We start from the raw sequence: 18543 nt of genomic DNA, 5'->3' as shown, positions 1-18543 counted from the left end.
ATGCAATCAATGCCAGATGCTCGCTAAACGAGAGCCGCAACCTCCTTGCTGAATCTGGAGTGTACTTACAATATAAAATACAATCAGGGATTGATGTGACGATTTTATAACAAGGATATGTGCCCTAAATGCCACATATATATTTATGACAGAAAGATCATATTGAAGATATATTTTATGACAGGATGAATATCCGAAAACATTGGCGTTGTTGAATTAAATATATATTAAATAACACTTCATAATCTGACATTAAAATTTGATAATGAATGGAGGTCTCAATGGTATGAACAATCAGTTTGGCGATGTAGGGGCCTGGCAGAGCAGCCTGGCTACTGTAACCGCTGGCCGTGCCTGCCGGTAAAATGCAAAGCGCCGCAGCCCGGCAGTCATATTCATGGTTGTGTGTATTCTTAGATACAACAAATCGAGGCGCAGCTGATTGCGCCCGATCACCGGGGCGCCTGGAGGCGACAGCGCGTCTCCGTTCGAAGCCTCAGCGGCCGGAGTCCGAGCACCATGGCGGCCGGTATGCCATTGGAGCATGAAATGGCGCCACAGAGGCCGCGGCGGCCATGGTTCCGACACACCGGTGCGATCCCGGATCTTGACCCGCCTCACACGGCCAGTCCCGCCGCCACATCCTTGAACACGCCCCGCAGCCAAGCCAGCAGGCGGTCGTGCTTGCGGGCCGCTGGCCAGACCAAAGTCAGGGGCAAGGCCCTTGCCTGAAACGGCGGCTCGCGCAGCACCAGGCCGAACGGCTCGGCGAATTGCCGGGCGAAAGCTCGGGAGAGCACGGTCGCCATGTCGGTCTGCGCCACCGCCGCCAGCGCGGCGGTGAAATGCGGCGTCGTCAGGGCGATGCGACGCTCGAGTCCGGCGGCCGCCAGGGCGGCGTCGGCTTCGGTATGACTGTCGCCGAGGATCGATACGGTGACATGGCTGAGGGCGGCATAGCCGGCGAGGGTGAGGGGTTCGTCTGCGGCTGCCGGATGGCCGCGGCGCAGTATCAAAGCGAGCCTGTCGTCGAGGAGACGCTCGCTATGGGCGCCCGACGGCAGGGGATAGTCGGCCAGCGAGAAGGTGAGGTCGATCTCGCCCGCCTGCATGCGCCTGCTGATGTCGGGGCCGATCGGCACGGCGCGCAGATCGACATCCGGCGCCTCCTTGAGCAGACGCGCCATCACGCCCGGAAAGAACAGCGCCGTCTGTGAGTCGACGGCGGCGATGCGCACGGTCCGCCTCTCGCGGGCGGGATCGAAATCGGGGTCCGCCACGACATCGATGATATCGGCGAGAAGCACCTGCACACGCGGTGCGAGTGCTTCGGCCCGCGCCGTGAGCACCATGCCGGCGCCGGAGCGGACCATCAGATCGTCGCCAAACAGGTGGCGCAACCGGTCCAGCGCCCGGCTCATCGCCGGTTGGCTGAGGCCGACCTCGCGTGCAGCGCGGCTGACGCTGCGCTGGGAGAGCAGGGCGCCGAGCGCGGTCAACAGGTTGAGATCGATCGCTTTCAAATGCGTGTCGCGCATAGTGTGAATATAAAGCATGCATTGGAATTATGATAGAGCGCTTGCTATCCCTCTCACATCAACAGGAGGCAATGATGTCGGGACGGATTGTGATTTTGGGTGGTGGCCCGGTGGGCCTGTCGATAGCCGAGCAATTGGGGCAGGCGGGGCGGACAAGCGTGATCGCGCAGCGCAAGCAGCCAGGCAGGCTACCGCCAGGGGCTGAATTCGAGCCCTGCGACGCCCTCGACGGGGCCGCACTGATGCGCCTCATGCAGGGTGCCAGCGCACTGATCTGCACTATCGGCCTGGCCTATGATGCCGCAGTGTGGGAAGCAGCCTGGCCCAAGATAATGGCGAACATGCTGGCGGCCTGCTCAGCGAGCGGCGCGCGGCTGATCTTCATCGACAATCTCTACATGTACGGCCCCCAGGCCGAGCCGCTGCGCGAGGACATGCCGATGGCCGCGACCGGCCGGAAAGGCAAGGTGCGTGCCGCCATCACGCGGCAGTGGCAGGCTTCCGGCGTCAGGGTCGCCGCGCTGCGCGCGCCCGATTTCTATGGGCCCGGCGTCGCCAATTCGATCCTAGGGACGCCCACAATCGGCGCACTGGCCCAGGGCAGGAGCGCGCAGCTCGTCGTCAAGCCCGACGCGCCGCACGCGTTGGCCTATGTGCCGGATATCGCCCGCGCCGCCATCCTGCTGCTCGATGCGCCCGACGATGCCTATGGCCAGGTCTGGCATGCACCGAGCGTGCCGGCGCGGACCCCACGTGAAATCCTCGCCATGGCGGCAAGCCGGCTCGGCGTGAAGCCGCGCCTGATGGAGATGCCCGGCTGGCTCATGCCGCTCGTCGGCCTGTTCATGCCCTTCATCCGCGAATGGAACGAGACCTCGTTCCAGCACGACCGTCCATTCCTGGTCGACAGTAGCAAGTTCGAACGCCGCTTCGGCCTTACGCCGACGCAGCTGGAGGAGGGCATCCCCCTCACCGCCGACAGCTTCAGGAAGGCATGAGGCTCATTGTCCCAGCACGGCTTGGCCGAGGCGGAGCGGCGCCGTCAGGATGCTGCCGGCAGTGTCCACCACGAACACGCCCGTGCGCGACACAGCGCTGCCGCGCGCCACCATGGCGTCATTCCTGGTGACCTCGTTCAGTGCCGGCAGGATCGACACGAACTTGCTGTGGTTCAGCGAGTCGATGCTCTTGCTGTCCGACATGTCGATCACGCGCAGGCCGTATCGCTTGATGGCAGCCTGGGCCTTCGGATCCTCGAGCAGCACATTGCCGACGCGTGGCACGTCGCCGGCCAGGCGTTGCGAGGCTCCGAGTGCGCGATCATCGCGCGAGACGCCAACCGTGATCGGCTCGTTGAGCTTACCGATCGCATCGAGCTGGGTACGGAAGACAGTGACATCGATATCGGGTGACATCAGGAAGACTTCGCCAAGCTTGGGCAGGAAAGCCGAGTTGCCGCGCATCTTGGCCTGGCGCAATGTCTCCACCGTCAGCCAGTTGCCCATGGAGTGGGCGATGATATGTATGCGCTTTACGCCGGGTGCACGGGCGAGCTCGTTGAGGAAGTCTTCGAAATAGTCGCGCGAATAGGTGCTCGCCTCGCGGTCGGCGACATAGCCGGTGAGGGTGCCCATGGAAGGCCAGGCGAAGGCTACGACCGCGCCGGGAAAGCCGCTGTCCTTGCTGAGCTGGGCGACGCGGTAGACCGCTTCCTGGTAATTGGTGTTATAGCCGTGGATGAAGACGATGACGTCGCCGCCACCCTTCTTGCCAGCGAAAAGCGACTTGTCGAAGCCGTTTCCGTCGAGTTGGCCGGCGCTGAGCACCACGAAATTGCGTGCGGGATCACCCGGCGGCGCGCTTGGCCATTCGATCTTGCCGGGGACATGATTGGGCGGGACCGAGATGGTATATCGCTCGTAGCTCAGCCCGAAATTTCGATTGCTGGTGAAATCGAGGCTGTCGGTGTCCGATCGCTTACGCGTGGTGGCCACCAGCACATTGACGGGCGTTCCCACGCCCGCGGCCCCCGTCACCGGATGCAGCAGATTGGGCCCCGGCCGGTCGGCACAGGACGCGAGGCTTGCCGCCACGGCCAGCATGGCGCACAGCTGCAGGAACATTCTAAGGATAGGCGCCATGCTGTTCTCGATCCTTGAGCGCGCGGTAATCTAGCCGGGCCGGCGGGAACAGGGAAGGGGAGAACGCGGAAGTGTTAAAAGAAGGTTAAGGCAATGGGCGGCAGTTGTGCCGCCTCTTCTTTTGCAGCGTGCTGGATCTCGGCGCGGTCAACTGGCCGGCCCGCTGGCTATCAGCCGCCCAAGGCTTCCTTCACCAGCGGGCTCGTCTTGGCGAAGTCCATCTTGCCGGCGAAGCGTTCCTTCAGCACGGCCATCACCTTGCCCATATCCTTGACGCCGGCGGCGCCGATCTCGGTCACGACAGCCGCGATGGCGGCCTTGGTCTCGGCCACGTCCATCTGCCGGGGCAGGAAGGAGGAGAGGGTCCCGATCTCGGCCCTGGTGTTCTCCGCCATCTCGGCGCGGCCGGCCTTGGTCGCCGTCTCCAGCGTTTCCTGCGCCTGCTTGATCATCTTCTGCAGCATGGAGAGGATCTCGCTGTCGGGAATCTTGCCGTCATGCTCGCCGCCACGTGCGGCGATGTCGCGGTCCTTCAGCCCGGCCTGGATCATACGCACGACCGACAGGCGCGCCTTGTCGCCGCTCTTCATCGCGTCCTTGACGGCGGTGGTGAACTCCTCGCGCAGAGACATGGGTGTCTGCCTTCTTCCTTAGAATCAAAACCTTCGAAAACGACCTACCACAGTGGATTATTTGCCGCTCCAAACGCAAGCCATTGTAATTGCTTGATTATTTGGTTGGCGAGAAGGGTTGACGGCAGGCCGTCCGATCCCTAATTTCCGCCGCGTCTGCCGCCATTCGTCTGGCACTTAAGATGAAAATGACAGTCGCACAAGCAAGGATGAGGTCGAACGCATGGAAAATGGCTGGCAAGACGGCTGGGCAGAACCCAAGGCGACCGCTCTTCTCGTCCTGGCCGACGGCACGGTGATTGAAGGCCAGGGCCTCGGCGCCATCACCAAGGCTTCCGGCGAATTGTGTTTCAACACGGCGATGACGGGTTACGAGGAAATCCTCACCGACCCTTCCTATGCCGGCCAGATCATTACCTTCACCTTTCCCCATATCGGCAATGTCGGTGTCAATGACGAAGACATCGAGACAGTGAACATGGCCTCGAGTTCGGGCGTGCGCGGCGTGGTGCTGCATGCGCCGATCACCGAGCCCGCCAATTACCGTGCCAGCCGCCATCTCGACGCCTGGCTGAAGGCCCGCAACATCGCCGGCATCACCGGGATCGACACCCGTGCTCTGACCACCCGCATCCGCGAGGGCGGCATGCCAAACGCGGTGCTTGCCTTCGATCCCGACGGCAACTTCGATATCGAGGCCTTGAAACGCGAGGCTGCCGGCCTGCCTTCGATGGACGGCCTCGACCTGGTGCCGCCCGTCACGACCGCCCAGCGCTTCGACTGGGACCAGACCACCTGGGAGTGGTCGAACGGCTATGGCCATCTCGGCGATCCGAAATATCGTGTCGTCGCCGTCGACTACGGCATAAAGCGCAACATTCTTCGCTTGCTCGCCGCCGCCGACTGCGCGGTCACGGTGGTGCCGGCCACCACGCCGGCCGAGGATATCCTCGCGTTGAAGCCCGATGGCGTCTTCCTCTCCAATGGTCCGGGGGATCCGGCCGCGACCGGCGAATATGCCGTCCCGGTGATCAAGACGCTCCTGGAGAAGGACATCCCGATCTTCGGCATCTGCCTGGGCCACCAGATGCTGGGCCTGGCGCTCGGCGCCAGCACCAAGAAGATGAAGCAGGGGCACCACGGCGCCAATCATCCGGTGAAGGACTTCACCACCGACAAGGTGGAGATCGTCTCGATGAACCACGGCTTTGCCATCGATCGCGACAGCCTGCCTGAAGGTGTCGTCGAGACGCACGCCTCGCTGTTCGACGGCTCCAATTGCGGCATCGCCCTCAAGGGCCGCCCGGTCTTCTCGGTGCAGCACCACCCCGAGGCTTCGCCCGGTCCACAGGATAGTCACTACCTCTTTAAGCGGTTTGTCGAAAATATGGCATCCCGCCATGGTGTTGCCGCAGTTGCGCAACAGAACGCCTGATTGCAACCGGAGGAGTGTGCATGCGCGTTGGCGTCGCTTGTGTTCTTCTGGCGTTGCTTTGCGGCGGTGCAGCGGCTGAGACAACCGACGCCCCGCTGGTTCCCCTCCCGGACTATTTCCAGAAGAGCTTCGATGCTGCAGCAGCCAAGCCGCTGAAGCCCTTCACGCCCAAGCCAAGGCTGATGAAGGCGATCAAGGCCTCGATGGGCCTGGACGATCTGCCCGAGATCATCACGCGTGGCGTGCCGACACCGCCGGAACGGCCGGATCTGCCCGGGACCATGGTCGCCTATGCCGAGACACCGCTACCGCCCGAGCGGCCCGACACCGGTATCGACATAGCGCAGCCTGCGCCCCAGCCGAATGCCCAGGCGGAGGGGCAGGCCAGCGCCACAGTGCCGGTGCAGCCGGACGTCCGGCCCGGAGCGGTGATCCCGCCGGGTACGCTGACCCACGCCTTCGTGCCCCTGCCGGTGCGCCGCCCGGGCGGCATCGATGACCGCATGAGCCTCGATCCCGGCGCCAATCCGCCTCAGCCCGAGACCAAGGTCGCCATGCTCGGCGCATTCCCCGGAGCGGGCATCGCCATCAACAACCTTGCGCGCATGACGCCCGAGGCGGCGATCGCCAAGGGCGCCTGCAGCGTGCCCCAGCCCTATCGGTTGATGGCTCTGGGCCCCAGCAGCCGCACCACGCTGGAGCCTGCCGCAACCGTCGACAGCGCCATGGTCAATGGACTGGTGCGCTGGGAGGCGGGGATGCAGGCGGCTGCCCGGAAGGAACTCGGCGAAAGCGTGGTGGCGATCAAGGTGGCCGCTTCCTACGACTGCCGGGGCATGAACAACATCAAGGGCGCCAAGCTCTCCGAACATGCCCATGGCAATGCCATCGATATTTCCGGCTACATCACCGCCAGCGGCAAGGAAATCACGGTGAGGAAGGATTTCTATGGCAAGGGCGCCGACGCCGCCTTCCTCAGGGACGTGCATGGGGTGACCTGCGATGTCTTCCAGGTCGTGCTCGGTCCCGGCTCCGACGGTTATCACGAAGATCATTTCCATATGGACATGGGTCACTGGAAGACCTGCCGATAAGATTGCGCATCCTTAAGTTGCGCTTATGGGGATGAGCGATCCAATGTAGGGGCGCCCCGATCCCCGTCCTTCAATCTATTGGCCAGGGTTCGTCATAAAGTGGGCGTTGCCCACTGCTATGGCGTTTGGCAGTTTTCGCAACGCACCATGCCGCTGGGCCAATGACCATCGCTTCGGCGACGGAATCGGCTCTTGCCTCGACATTGGTCGCCGGTCGGCGGCCCGAAAGGAAGTGACCATGACTCTCGCAGCCCGGCGCGTGGCCCTGACGCTGACGACTGCCTGTCTTCTTGCCGTTCCGGGTCTGGCCCAGGCGGCTGGACCCGATCTCAACGGCTACAAGCTCATCCTCGACGACGAGTTCAACGGCGACAAGCTGGACCTGACGAAGTGGCAGGTTGGCAAGCAGCCCAATGGCGGGCAATGGGGATCGGACAGTTATTTCATCACGCTCGATCCGAAGGAACATGACAAGTTCAATCAGGTCTACACCGTCAAGGATGGCGTCCTGAACATCCGTGCCATCTACGATCCCAATTTCGTGGATCCCAATGGCTGGAAGCGCAAATGGTATTCCGGCATGATCGCGACCGCCTTTTCGAACGGCCGCAAGCCGAGCGCCGAGTTCCGCGAAGGCTATGTCGAGGTCCGGCAGAAATTCCCGACGGGCTCGGGCGTGTGGCCGGCCAGCTGGGCCATCAACATGAAGTCGCAGAGCGCCGGCGGGGATCCGGAAGGCACCCTGGAGATCGACGGCATCGAAGCCTATGGCAACGACATGACGGTGATGCGCTCCACCGTGCATGATTGGGGCAAGAAGACCGATTCCGCCGGCGTGAAATACAATCTGCCAGACATGTCGGCCGATTTTCATACCTATGGCTTCGAGGTCACCAAGGACGAGGTGATCTGCTATTTCGACGGTGCCGAGGTACAGCGGCTGAAGTTGCTCCGCCCCAATATGGACGACAAGTTCTTTTGGATGTTCAATCTCGCCATGGGCGGCGGCTGGCCCATCGCTATGCCGGCGAGCGGGCATTACGACATGCAGATCGACTATATCCGCATCTATTCGAAGGACAAGGATGCGGTGGCGGTGAAGGCGGAGCCGGTCGGCAAGTGATGCCGCCGGTCGGCGCGTAGTTGAGCGACGGTATGCCGACATGCCTCGACCCATCCCCGTGACAGGGGCGAGGCGTTCAATGTGATGGCATGGGCCATGGCCAGGAAACCGTCGACCATGTACCCCTGATCTGTCCACGATCGGTCATCTTGGCGAGGATGGCGGTATCCAGCGAGGACCGGATCTTGGGATGACGGCCTCGACTGCCGAGAGGATTTCGACCTTGGGCTGCATGATGCCGAGGTCGATGGCGTTCTTGGTGAAGTCGCAATAGGGCGTACTGGGGCCGGGCAGGATGTTGCCGGGCACAGCGGAGAACATCGGGCCGAGCAGCATGGACGGCACGGGGTTCCCTTCGTCCCACTCGTCGCCGTCCTATGACCGCATATGCACGGGATTGAGAGTGCCGCTGGCATGAGCGAAGACATACAGATCGTCCAGCGTCAGCAGCCTCGCGACGAAAGCTTCATCGCCGACGGCGAGATCATCATGTGTCTTACTCAGCGTCGTTCCCTTCGGTCCTCTTATGGCCCGGTTTAGGCTTGGTGCCCGTGGCCGGGCGGGCAGAGGTCTTGATAGAGGCATTGCGGGCAGCGGCCGGCTTGGCGGTAGCAGGTTTGTCTTGGGGAATTTCGGCGGCAGGCTCTTCGGGAGCGGGCGCTTCAGTGGAGGGTTCGGATTCGGGGGCGACTGCCAGCGTCTCATTCGCAGGCTCGCCCTGCGGCTCGCCCGGCGCTGGCTGCGGCTCGATTTCGTCCACCGGTGTCTCGCTCGGGGCAAGTTGCGGCGCTATATCGCTCTCCCCGCTCGGGAGGGCCATGGCCGTCCTGTCTTCGCTACCTTCGACGATGGACTCTTCAGCGGCGGGATTGGACTCGGGGGCAACCACCGGCATCTCATCTACAGGCCCGGCCGGGGCAGGCTCGGACTCGGCTTCGTTAGCCAGTGCCTCGATGGGGGCGCCGTCGCCGGGCGGATCGAATATCGCCTCGACGCGGGTGGGGCGGCGCACTGTGTCGGTCTCGCGCTCAGGCCCGCCAACGGCGGCCCGCAGCAGCGGAGAGCCGTGGGCGGTCATGAGAGCCGCTTCCTTCCAGAGATCGAGCAACGCCGCGTAATTCTTCCAGGAAGCCTCGATCATCCCGGCCGCCGAATATTCAAGGTGGCGGAAGGGATTGCCGTGCTGGCGCAGGCGATCAACGAGAACGATGCTCCGCTGAGTCGCCTCAGTCACGTAGTCGGCATAACCGACGGCGAAGTCAGCAAGGGTGCCGGTCCGCTCTCTGCCCCAGTACCCGGCGGGCCATGTCGGCCAGAAGGCCAGCAGGGGATTGAAATTAAGAGGCCTCTTCGACCCGGCTTCGTTCACCATACGCTCTGCGTTCATGCCGCTGGCCTCCCGGATGTCAGGAACTTGAAGTCCGTTAGCAGATGCAGCATTTGGGCGTCAGATTTAAGACGATTTACGCAAAAGGCAGGGTGACTCAGCTTCTTGAGGCTATCGCGAGGCGAGCCACCGCCGCCATGCCCGCCAGGGGAACGGAGGTCTCTCGTGATCCGTTTTTTGTTTCACCGAGTTGGCCCTGCACTCGCCCCGCTTGCTCTCTCGCTCGAAGCGTTCAGATCTCTCCACGTCAGGACTGAATTTCTCCAGACGCAGGCTCAGCCCCCGCGTCAGCCCAGCCGCCAAATAAGAATTGATCATGATGTTGAACTCCGTCTCAAGGCCATCCAGCTCCGGCAAATCATTAGATTAATTGTGCCGTTAGCGCTTGGTATCGACAAACGAGTTCGTCTTGAATATGCTGCCTCATTCATAAATATTTCTTGTGGGGATGCATGGACACGTTGCCGTCGCTGCCTGCGTTGCGCGTATTTGCCGTCGCTGGCCGGACGCTGAGTTTCACCAAGGCGGCCGGGATTCTGAACGTCACGCAGGCTGCGGTCTCGCATCAGATCCGCGTGCTGGAGGATCAGCTCGGTGTGCCGCTGTTCCGGCGCACGACGCGCAGCCTCGAACTGACGGCGGCAGGACAACAACTGCTGCCTGCTGCTGCGGCCGCCTTCGCCCAGATCGAACGGGCGGTCGCCGGGGTGCGCCGCGCTCAGACCCTGCTGGCGATCACCACGACGGCATCCTTTGGCGCCCGCTGGCTCGCCCCGCGTCTGCCGCGCTTTGCCGAATTGCATCCGGAAATCGAGGTTTCGGTCCGCCATACCGAGACGCCGCTCGACCTTGCCGCCGAGGGCCTCGATCTCGCCATTCGCGGCGGCCTCGGCAAATGGCCGGGGCTGACGGCGGAACTGCTCGGCTCCTCGGTGACGGTCCCCGTGGCCTCGCCCGACTACATCAGGCGGCTTGGTCTGGTCGAGCCCGCCGATCTCGCGCGAGCCACGCTCCTCCATGATGGCGATCGCAGTGATTGGCGCGAATGGCTGATCGTCGCCCGTCTCGATCCCGCTCTCGCACACAGCGGGCCGGTGTTCGATGACGACAATGTGCTGATCGAGCTGGCGCTGGCCGGGCAGGGGGTCGGGCTGGCCGTCGGCAGCGTCGTCGAGACCCTGTTGAAGGAGGGACGGCTCGTGGCTCTGTTCGACCGCGAGGTCACGCTGAGCTATGGCTATTATCTCGCCTATCCGCCGGGCGCGCTCGCCTTGCCGAAAGTGGCAGCCTTCCGGCGCTTCGCCCTTGCGCAGGCCCGTGCAAGCGAGAACAGTCCTCGGGCCTGCCTGGACTAAAGGGCACCCCTTTCAAGGTTTTTGACCTTTGCGGTACAGAAGGCTTTCAAGGGACAATGTGGGAGGTAATATGATACTCTCGATGCCTATGAAACGAGCCACCCGATGTGGCCTCTCCGCCGCTCAGCAGGAGCATTAGGGTGTATATTCCTCTTTTGTTCGAAACACCTTGAAAGGGGTGGGACTGAGGGGCCGTTAGAAAATCAGAGAATCGTAATGTCGGTATTGAGATTACGGGAGAGGCGCGCCTCTTGGAGCGTTCATTCTTGAACGATCCCTTGGCTGGCCGGTCAAACCGCTAGTCGGCGACCGGGTCAATCGACAACACCCTGCCTGGCATCCTCCTCCTACAGCGTAAGAATAGAAACAGAACGGAGCTTGACTCTCGTTCGGTCTCATGCTCTATTCCGTAACGGAATGAGGCGTCAGCGGCCGGCGCAGGAACAACCCGGCCCCGAACGCCTCCATCCACCCCGACAGCCTGTCCAGGTGGCAGGCACATGCGGCGGTCCTGCTTCTCTTGAAGCCGGCCTCCAGGGTGACGAGCGGGACAGACGGGATCGGCACCCCATGGAAGTGCCCTGGATCCCCGGACGGAGCATGGCGGGCTTGAGCCCGGCAACGCCTTCGTCCCTCCTCCCGCCGATGCGGTGAAGACGGCTGATGCCACCGTCCGGCCAGGACGGACGTCGCTCAGCCCCTGTGCCGAGCCGGCTGGGCCGGGTTCGGATGGTCCGTGCCATCCGCTCCTGGCTCGCCTCCGCCTTCAGAAGGCGGAAAAACAGGTGGCCTTGCGCGCCTTGTCAGCGTGCCGGGCTGCCGGAACGGGGCGATGGTGGCTCGCATGGACAGTGCGGCCTGCATCTTCCATGATCCTGCTTTCACGGCTGCTCCGCAGCCGCCATCGCCCGGTCTCCTCATCAACCCAGCCGGAAAGGCGTGGGAACGAGAACGCATGCGCATTGCGGTGAAAAGGCGGTGGAAGCGAAAGGCGCTGATGCTTGGGGAACACTTACAAAATCAACGGATCGCCAAGCCGGTGCTCAGAGAGCAGGAGAGGCGCGCAAGCGTCACGCTTGAAGCACTTATTTTTCAACGATCCCTGAACGGCAGGATTTTCGAGTCGGGTGTTGAAGGCTTGCCTGCCGCTACCAGCACTTCAATCCGCGCGGCACCGGCGACAAGCTTGCCTGCGTGTCGTTGCCGTCCCAGAATCGCTTGTCATTGCCGAGCGTGTAGGCGGCCTGGGCCGCGAGGTCGCAGGTGACCTCGAGCGAAGCGGGCGAGACCTCGCCGGCCGCGTGGTAGTCTCGGCCGAGAACCTCGATTCGCAGGATGTCGCCATCGGGCGAGGCCGGACCGGTGTCGTCGGCACCGAGATAGAAGCGCCCGCCTTCATCGGTGGTGGTGGCGATGGTGTGGCTGGGGCGGTTGGCGGAGGTGATGCGCACCTGCGTGCCCGCCACGGGCCTGCCCTTGTCGAGCAGGCGTCCGATGATTCCGATCCGGGCCGCCCGTTCCGGCGGCAGCACGCTGCTTTGCTGGAGCGGCCGATCGGTCTGGCAGGCGGCGAGGGTTCCACAGAGTGCAACCAGGGCAAGAATCGGTTTCATTTCAAGGATCTTCGTGGTCTCGTGCGAAGCCTCGTCAAGCTTCGCGTTGAATTCATGGCAGAAACGCGCTGCGCCCCTTTCCCCACAGGCCAAAATGGTTTAGTCGAACCGCTCGATCCGCCCGGTGCCGTGGAGCCTCCTCCGCGGCTTTTTCATGCCGGCCCTCTTATTTCGGACGAGCAATGCCCAAACGTAGCGATATTTCCTCCATCCTGATCATAGGCGCCGGCCCGATCGTCATCGGCCAGGCCTGTGAATTCGACTATTCGGGCACGCAGGCGGTCAAGGCGCTGCGTGAGGAGGGTTATCGCGTCATCCTGGTCAATTCCAACCCCGCCACCATCATGACGGACCCGGAACTGGCCGATGCCACCTATGTCGAGCCGATCACCCCGGAGATTGTCGCCAAGATCATCGAGAAGGAGCGTCCGGACGCGCTCCTGCCGACCATGGGTGGCCAGACGGCTCTGAACACGGCGCTGAAGCTCGCCGAAATGGGAGTGCTCGACCAGTTCGGCGTTGAGATGATCGGCGCCGACGCCGACGCCATCGACAAGGCGGAGGACCGCGAGCGCTTCCGCGAGGCCATGGGCAAGATCGGCCTGGAGACGCCGCGCTCCCGCCTTGCCCACAGCCTCGGCGAAGCGCTGGACGCGCTCGACCTCATCGGCCTGCCCGCCATCATCCGTCCCTCCTTCACGCTGGGCGGCACGGGCGGTGGCATCGCCTACAACAAGGCCGAGTTCATCGACATCATCGAGCGCGGCCTCGACGCCTCGCCGACCTCGCAGGTGCTGGTGGAGGAGAGCGTGCTCGGCTGGAAGGAGTTCGAGATGGAGGTCGTCCGCGACAAGGCGGACAATGCCATCATCGTCTGCTCCATCGAGAACATCGATCCGATGGGCGTGCATACCGGCGATTCCATCACCGTCGCCCCGGCGCTGACGCTGACGGACAAGGAATACCAGATCATGCGCAACGCCTCGATCGCGGTGCTGCGCGAGATCGGGGTGGAGACGGGCGGCTCCAACGTGCAGTTCGCCGTCAATCCAGCCGATGGACGCCTCGTCGTCATCGAGATGAATCCGCGAGTCTCTCGCTCCTCGGCGCTTGCGTCCAAGGCCACAGGCTTTCCGATCGCCAAGGTCGCGGCCAAGCTCGCCGTCGGTTACACGCTCGACGAGATCGACAACGACATCACGGGCGGCGCCACGCCGGCTTCCTTCGAGCCGACCATCGACTACGTGGTCACCAAGATCCCGCGCTTCGCCTTCGAGAAGTTCCCCGGCGCTGAGCCGATCCTCTCCACCGCGATGAAGTCGGTGGGCGAGGCGATGGCAATCGGCCGTACGTTCCAGGAAAGCCTGCAGAAGGCGCTGCGCTCGCTGGAGACCGGGCTGAACGGCCTCGACGAGATCGAGATCGAGGGCCTCGGTCAGGGCGACGACAAGAACGCCATCCGCGCCGCGTTGGGCAAGCCGACGCCGGACCGCCTGCTCAATGTCGCGCAGGCCATGCGCCTCGGCCTCTCCGATGTCGAGATCCATGGCGTGTGCAAGATCGACCCCTGGTTCCTCGCCCAGATCCGCGGCATCGTCGAGACCGAGCAGAAGGTCAAGAAGGCTGGCCTGCCCAGGACGCCTGGCGCCCTGCGCTCCCTCAAGGCGATGGGCTTTGCCGACCGTCGCCTCGATGCGCTTGCCGGGGTTCCGGAAGGAACGATCAAGAAACTCCGCTCCGAGCTCGGCGTGCATCCGGTGTTCAAGCGCATCGACACCTGCGCGGCCGAGTTCGCCTCGCCCACCGCCTATATGTACTCGACCTATGCCCCACCCTTCGCCGGCATGCTGGCCGATGAAGCCCTCCCCTCCGACCGGAAGAAGGTGGTGATCCTGGGTGGCGGCCCGAACCGTATCGGCCAAGGCATCGAGTTCGACTATTGCTGCTGCCATGCCTGCTTCGCGCTCTCGGATGCGGGCTACGAGACCATCATGATCAACTGCAATCCGGAGACGGTGTCGACGGATTACGATACCTCGGACCGGCTCTATTTCGAGCCTTTGACGGCCGAGGACGTGCTGGAGATCCTCAAGCTCGAACAGTCGAACGGTACGCTGCATGGCGTGATCGTGCAGTTCGGCGGCCAGACGCCGCTCAAGCTCGCGGCCGCCCTCGAAGAGGCCGGCATTCCCATCCTCGGCACCACGCCCGACGCCATCGACCTCGCCGAGGACCGCGACCGCTTCAAGCGCCTGCTCGACAAGCTCGGCCTGCGCCAGCCCAAGAACGGCATCGCCTATTCGGTGGAGCAGGCGCGCATGGTGGTCGGGGATCTCGGCCTGCCGCTGGTGGTGCGTCCTTCTTATGTGCTGGGCGGGCGCGCCATGGCGATCATCCGCGACGAGACGACTTTCGACGACTATCTGCTCGGCACCCTGCCGCAGATGGTGCCGCCGGAAGTCAAGCTGCGCTATCCCAACGACAAGACCGGCCAGATCAACACGCTGCTCGGCAAGAATCCGCTGCTGTTCGACCGCTATCTCTCCGATGCGATCGAGGTCGACGTCGACTGCCTTTCCGACGGCAAGCAAGTCTTCATCGCCGGCATCATGGAGCACATCGAGGAGGCCGGCATCCATTCGGGCGACTCGGCCTGCTCGCTGCCGCCGCGCTCGCTCAATCCCGAAATCCTCGCCGAGTTGGAGCGCCAATCCAAGGCGATGGCGCTGGCGCTAGATGTTGGCGGCCTGATGAACGTGCAATATGCCATCAAGGACGGCGAGATCTATGTGCTGGAGGTCAATCCGCGGGCCTCGCGCACGGTGCCTTTCGTCGCCAAGGTGATCGGCGAGCCGATCGCCAAGATCGCGGCTCGCGTGATGGCCGGCGAGAGCCTGGCCTCCTTCAACCTTACGAAGAAGAAGCTCGACCATATTGCTGTAAAGGAAGCGGTATTCCCCTTCGCCCGCTTCCCGGGCGTCGACACGGTGCTCGGCCCGGAGATGCGCTCGACCGGCGAGGTCATCGGCCTCGACCGCGACTATGCCGTGGCCTTCGCCAAGAGCCAGCTTGGTGGCGGCACCTCGGTGCCGACGGGCGGTACGGTGTTCGTCTCGGTGAAGGAGAGCGACAAGGCGCGCATCGTCGATTCGATCCGCTGTCTCGCCGAACTCGGCTTCGCCATCACCGCCACCGACGGCACGCAGCGTTTCCTCGCCGAACATGGCGTGGCGGCGACACGCGTCAACAAGGTGCTGGAGGGGCGCCCGCACATCGTCGATGCCATCAAGAATGGCGGGGTGCAACTGGTGTTCAACACCACCGAAGGGGCGCAGGCCCTGCAGGACTCGCGTTCGCTGCGTCGCGCCGCCCTCTTGCATAAAGTCCCATATTACACCACTCTCTCTGGAGCCATAGCGGCTGCACAGGGTATCAAAGCCTATATGGGCGGCGATCTGGAAGTCAGACCCCTGCAGTCCTATTTCTGAAGAGAGCGCCAGCCCCCGGCCGGGGAGGGCGCTAAAACTTTGCGATAAGATGCGTGTGTCGCGCAGGATTTTCGGTCCGGCGCGCGCGTGCCTTTTGCGTTTTGAAGAGAAGACGAAGCAATGGACAAGATCCCGATGACGCCGGCAGGCTACGCCGCGCTCGAGGCAGAGTTGAGGGAACGCCAGCAGATAGAACGTCCGCGCATCATCGCGGCGATTTCCGAGGCGCGTTCTCATGGCGACCTTTCGGAAAATGCCGAGTACCACGCCGCCAAGGAGGCCCAGGGCCACAATGAGGGCCGCGTCGCAGAGCTCGAAGACCAATTGTCGCGTGCCGAAGTGATCGACGTCAGCAAATTGTCCGGGGATACCGTCAAGTTCGGCGCGCGCGTCACGCTGATCGACGAGGATACCGAGGAAAAGAAGACCTATCAGATCGTGGGTGAGAGCGAGGCCGATGTCCGCTCCGGCAAGATCTCGATCGGCTCGCCATTGGCGCGAGCGCTGGTCGGCAAGAAGATGGGTGTCTCCGTCGAGGTCAACACGCCAAAAGGCCCCAAGGCCTATGAGATCGCCAACGTCGCCTGGAACTGAATTTTTTCCAGGCCCGGGTGTTTGTAAGTATGGACGCCGCATTCCGTTGGGGTGCGGCGTTTGTCGTGCTGGTCACGCCGCCTCTGCGTCACGCGAAAATGCCTCGATGGACGCATCATGGCGTTCTATAAAGAGCAGAACTGTTTCTTGAGGAGAGTGTCATGACCACGGGTAAGATCGCGCGCCGGGCTTTTCTCGCATTCGGCGCCAGCCTGATGCTGGCCGGTTGCGCCACCTCCTATGCCGATGTGGCCAGCCTTCCCGTCATCAGGGCGGTGCATGTCAGCGGCGGGGGCAATCTTTGGCTGCAGACCATGCCGCCCTTCGTGCAGCGCAACCTCATCAAGCAACTTGGCCCGCGTTACCAGCCCGGTGCCAGGGGCGGTGCGACATTGACGGTGCAACTGACCGATATCAGCTTCCCGACCGATTCAGATGCCGGCATCATCAGTTGGGACAGCGTCGATACCCTCAATGGCCGGATAACCCTCACCTCTTCTTCAGGCGCCGTGCTGAGGAGCTTCCCGCTCTTTTCCTCGACCACTTCGGTGGATGCGGCGGCGGAAGTCCCCATGCCCACGCCGCGCCGCTACGACTGGCTGGCCTCGAGCTATGCGCACTGGGTGCTGAGCAAACTGGGGTAAGGCAGTTACGCCGTCTCGCCGAGATCCAGCTCCAGCGGCACGATCGGATCGTCCTTGATGGAGCGCAGCGTGAGCGCCGTCTTGACGTTGCGCACCGCGGGCGCAGCCGTCAGTTCCGCCACGAAGGACTGGAACGAGCGCAGGTCCCGCGCCACGCATTTCAGTACGAAATCGATGTCGCCCGACAGCATCCAGCATTCGCGCACCAGCGGCTGGCTTCTGACGTAATTCTCGAAGGAGGAGAGGTCGGCGCCGGCCTGCGAGGTGAGATTGACCATGGCGAAGATGGTGATCTCATAGCCGAGCGAGGCTTCGTCAAGGATGGTGCGGTAGCCCTTGATCACGCCGGCATCCTCCAACGCGCGCACGCGGCGCAGGCAGGGCGGAGCCGAGATGCCGACACGCTTGGCCAATTCCACATTGGTCATGCGGCCGTCGGCCTGAAGTTCCGCTAAGATTTTCCAGTCGACGGCGTCAAGGCGTGCGCGCACGATAAGCTTTCCGGTTGCGAACAGGTAAGCCGTCCTAAACCGGGAGGAGGGGGGCAAGCAAGCATCTTTGTTACGCAGCGCGGTTTGTTCTGTGAAACAAACTTGCGCAGCGGCCTTGCGCAAGGTGAGCGGCTGCAGCAAAACCAGTGCGCTGCAACCGAAATTTGCACGATACTTATGTGCGCCGACTCACTCATCCAGCTCGAAGCGCACGGAGACGGTGACGTTGAGGGTGTTCGAGCCTGACTCGATCGGCACTGCCGCCGTCGCCATCTTGGCCCGGTAGACCGCGCCGACCACCGGCCCGGCATTCTCGCTCAGTTCGACCAATTTGCCGAGCTTGAGGCCGGCGGCATCGGCATAGATTTGCGCCTTGCGCCGCGCATCCGCCAGGGCCGCCTTGCGCGCGTCGTCGAGCAGGGCGGAAGGATTGGAGACATCGAACTGGACGCCGTCGATGGAATTGGCGCCGGCGGTGACGGCCTTGTCGAGCACCTCGCCGAGCTTGGGCAGGTCATGCAGCGTGACGTTTACGGTATTCGCTACTGTGTAGCCGGTGATTGAGGGGCTCTCGTCCGAGCTAGACAGCGAACTGTTTTGCGGACGCAGGATCTGCGGCTGCACGGTAAAGCCCGAGGTCTGCAGGTCCTTGGCATCGATCCCGGCGCCCTTGAGCGCCGCAAGGACATCGCCGGTGGTCTTTGAATTGGCGGCAAGAACCTCGTTGGCCACCTTGCCGGCATTCTCGACGCCGATGCTGACATAGGCGACATCCGGCTTCGCGCCGACGGAGGCCTCGCCAGTGATCGAGATCGAGCGCTCGAGGTCGTTGGCATGGGCGAGACCAAGCGAGCCCGCCAGCAGGAAGACAGCAAGGGCAGGGCGGGCGAGGAAGGACGGTCGCATTGCGAAACTCCGGAAACGAAACGGTGTGGAACGGCAAACTTGCAACCGAAGGCGGCGGGATGATGACGGCAACCGGGCTGTGGGCAGAAAGCATCAATCGCA

General features: G+C 63.0%; 16 protein-coding genes. 8 read left to right on the top strand and 8 right to left on the bottom strand.

Going from position 1 to position 18543, the window contains the following annotated elements; all coding sequences use genetic code 11:
* Positions 1-617: 617 nt before the first annotated feature.
* A complete protein-coding gene (locus tag ACMDCR_RS21530) occupies positions 618-1523 on the bottom strand; it encodes a LysR family transcriptional regulator (RefSeq protein WP_413988580.1) in 906 nt (301 codons plus the stop codon).
* An 86-nt stretch (positions 1524-1609) separates the two neighbouring features.
* Between ACMDCR_RS21530 and ACMDCR_RS21525 the strand changes: the two genes are divergently transcribed.
* Positions 1610-2536 carry an NAD-dependent epimerase/dehydratase family protein gene (locus tag ACMDCR_RS21525; protein ID WP_413988579.1) on the top strand — a complete coding sequence of 309 codons (927 nt, stop codon included), beginning with the start codon at positions 1610-1612 and terminating at the stop codon, positions 2534-2536.
* 3 nt (positions 2537-2539) lie between these two features.
* On the opposite strand, the gene ACMDCR_RS21520 is transcribed toward ACMDCR_RS21525, so the two are convergent.
* Both ACMDCR_RS21520 and ACMDCR_RS21515 read right to left on the bottom strand, forming a co-directional pair.
* Entirely contained in the window at positions 2540-3679 is a 1140-nt protein-coding gene (locus ACMDCR_RS21520) for an alpha/beta hydrolase (protein WP_413988578.1), read from the bottom strand.
* Positions 3680-3849: 170 nt separating this feature from the next.
* A complete protein-coding gene (locus tag ACMDCR_RS21515; RefSeq protein WP_413988577.1) occupies positions 3850-4311 on the bottom strand; it encodes a GatB/YqeY domain-containing protein in 462 nt (153 codons plus the stop codon).
* A gap of 223 nt (positions 4312-4534) precedes the next feature.
* Between ACMDCR_RS21515 and carA the strand changes: the two genes are divergently transcribed.
* The 3 genes from carA to ACMDCR_RS21500 all read left to right on the top strand — a co-directional run bounded on the left by carA (position 4535) and on the right by ACMDCR_RS21500 (position 7963).
* Positions 4535-5746, top strand: coding sequence for a glutamine-hydrolyzing carbamoyl-phosphate synthase small subunit (gene carA, locus ACMDCR_RS21510; protein WP_413988576.1), 1212 nt, complete (start codon positions 4535-4537; stop codon positions 5744-5746).
* 20 nt (positions 5747-5766) lie between these two features.
* Positions 5767-6840 carry an extensin family protein gene (locus ACMDCR_RS21505; RefSeq protein ID WP_413988575.1) on the top strand — a complete coding sequence of 358 codons (1074 nt, stop codon included), beginning with the start codon at positions 5767-5769 and terminating at the stop codon, positions 6838-6840.
* Positions 6841-7078: 238 nt separating this feature from the next.
* Positions 7079-7963: a family 16 glycosylhydrolase gene (locus tag ACMDCR_RS21500; protein WP_413988574.1), complete on the top strand. Its 885-nt coding sequence runs from the start codon at positions 7079-7081 to the stop codon at positions 7961-7963.
* 144 nt (positions 7964-8107) lie between these two features.
* Here ACMDCR_RS21500 and ACMDCR_RS21495 read toward each other — a convergent pair whose 3' ends face one another.
* Both ACMDCR_RS21495 and ACMDCR_RS21490 read right to left on the bottom strand, forming a co-directional pair.
* Entirely contained in the window at positions 8108-8308 is a 201-nt protein-coding gene (locus ACMDCR_RS21495) for a hypothetical protein (protein ID WP_413988573.1), read from the bottom strand.
* Between the two features lie 151 nt (positions 8309-8459).
* Positions 8460-9350 (bottom strand): hypothetical protein, encoded by an 891-nt coding sequence (locus ACMDCR_RS21490; protein WP_413988572.1) that lies wholly within the window; start codon positions 9348-9350, stop codon positions 8460-8462.
* Positions 9351-9802: 452 nt separating this feature from the next.
* Between ACMDCR_RS21490 and ACMDCR_RS21485 the strand changes: the two genes are divergently transcribed.
* The gene (locus ACMDCR_RS21485; RefSeq protein WP_413988571.1) at positions 9803-10705 is read left to right on the top strand and encodes a LysR substrate-binding domain-containing protein; all 903 of its coding nucleotides are present in this window, start codon (positions 9803-9805) and stop codon (positions 10703-10705) included.
* 1148 nt (positions 10706-11853) lie between these two features.
* On the opposite strand, the gene ACMDCR_RS21480 is transcribed toward ACMDCR_RS21485, so the two are convergent.
* Positions 11854-12318 (bottom strand): hypothetical protein, encoded by a 465-nt coding sequence (locus tag ACMDCR_RS21480; protein WP_413988570.1) that lies wholly within the window; start codon positions 12316-12318, stop codon positions 11854-11856.
* Positions 12319-12500: 182 nt separating this feature from the next.
* Here ACMDCR_RS21480 and carB point away from each other — a divergent pair, with 182 nt between their 5' ends.
* The 3 genes from carB (at position 12501) to ACMDCR_RS21465 (ending at position 17044) form a co-directional block, all read left to right on the top strand.
* Entirely contained in the window at positions 12501-15806 is a 3306-nt protein-coding gene (gene carB / locus ACMDCR_RS21475) for a carbamoyl-phosphate synthase large subunit (protein WP_413988569.1), read from the top strand.
* Positions 15807-15926: 120 nt separating this feature from the next.
* On the top strand, positions 15927-16400 hold the full coding sequence (gene greA, locus ACMDCR_RS21470) for a transcription elongation factor GreA (protein ID WP_413988568.1): 474 nt from the start codon (positions 15927-15929) through the stop codon (positions 16398-16400).
* Between the two features lie 161 nt (positions 16401-16561).
* Positions 16562-17044 carry a hypothetical protein gene (locus ACMDCR_RS21465; RefSeq protein WP_413988567.1) on the top strand — a complete coding sequence of 161 codons (483 nt, stop codon included), beginning with the start codon at positions 16562-16564 and terminating at the stop codon, positions 17042-17044.
* 5 nt (positions 17045-17049) lie between these two features.
* On the opposite strand, the gene ACMDCR_RS21460 is transcribed toward ACMDCR_RS21465, so the two are convergent.
* Both ACMDCR_RS21460 and ACMDCR_RS21455 read right to left on the bottom strand, forming a co-directional pair.
* Positions 17050-17535: an Lrp/AsnC family transcriptional regulator gene (locus ACMDCR_RS21460; protein WP_413988566.1), complete on the bottom strand. Its 486-nt coding sequence runs from the start codon at positions 17533-17535 to the stop codon at positions 17050-17052.
* 189 nt (positions 17536-17724) lie between these two features.
* A complete protein-coding gene (locus ACMDCR_RS21455) occupies positions 17725-18441 on the bottom strand; it encodes an SIMPL domain-containing protein (protein WP_413988565.1) in 717 nt (238 codons plus the stop codon).
* Positions 18442-18543: the final 102 nt, after the last annotated feature.

Origin of the sequence: Labrys okinawensis (genome assembly GCF_047345005.1) — a bacterium.
Lineage (GTDB): Bacteria > Pseudomonadota > Alphaproteobacteria > Rhizobiales > Labraceae > Labrys > Labrys okinawensis.
The sequence above is the reverse complement of the archived record's forward strand: the minus strand, read 5'-3'. Positions and strand labels throughout refer to the sequence as shown.

Bases quoted from the DNA above. Each gene is read 5' to 3' on its own strand.
- ACMDCR_RS21525 (WP_413988579.1), top strand. From the start codon at position 1,610: ATGATGTCGGGACGGATTGTGATTTTGGGTGGTGGCCCGGTGGGCCTG.
- ACMDCR_RS21520 (WP_413988578.1), bottom strand. From the start codon at position 3,679: ATGGCGCCTATCCTTAGAATGTTCCTGCAGCTGTGCGCCATGCTGGCC.
- ACMDCR_RS21515 (WP_413988577.1), bottom strand. From the start codon at position 4,311: ATGTCTCTGCGCGAGGAGTTCACCACCGCCGTCAAGGACGCGATGAAG.
- carA (WP_413988576.1), top strand. From the start codon at position 4,535: ATGGAAAATGGCTGGCAAGACGGCTGGGCAGAACCCAAGGCGACCGCT.
- ACMDCR_RS21505 (WP_413988575.1), top strand. From the start codon at position 5,767: ATGCGCGTTGGCGTCGCTTGTGTTCTTCTGGCGTTGCTTTGCGGCGGT.
- ACMDCR_RS21500 (WP_413988574.1), top strand. From the start codon at position 7,079: ATGACTCTCGCAGCCCGGCGCGTGGCCCTGACGCTGACGACTGCCTGT.
- ACMDCR_RS21490 (WP_413988572.1), bottom strand. From the start codon at position 9,350: ATGAACGCAGAGCGTATGGTGAACGAAGCCGGGTCGAAGAGGCCTCTT.
- ACMDCR_RS21485 (WP_413988571.1), top strand. From the start codon at position 9,803: ATGGACACGTTGCCGTCGCTGCCTGCGTTGCGCGTATTTGCCGTCGCT.
- ACMDCR_RS21480 (WP_413988570.1), bottom strand. From the start codon at position 12,318: ATGAAACCGATTCTTGCCCTGGTTGCACTCTGTGGAACCCTCGCCGCC.
- carB (WP_413988569.1), top strand. From the start codon at position 12,501: ATGCCCAAACGTAGCGATATTTCCTCCATCCTGATCATAGGCGCCGGC.
- greA (WP_413988568.1), top strand. From the start codon at position 15,927: ATGGACAAGATCCCGATGACGCCGGCAGGCTACGCCGCGCTCGAGGCA.
- ACMDCR_RS21465 (WP_413988567.1), top strand. From the start codon at position 16,562: ATGACCACGGGTAAGATCGCGCGCCGGGCTTTTCTCGCATTCGGCGCC.
- ACMDCR_RS21455 (WP_413988565.1), bottom strand. From the start codon at position 18,441: ATGCGACCGTCCTTCCTCGCCCGCCCTGCCCTTGCTGTCTTCCTGCTG.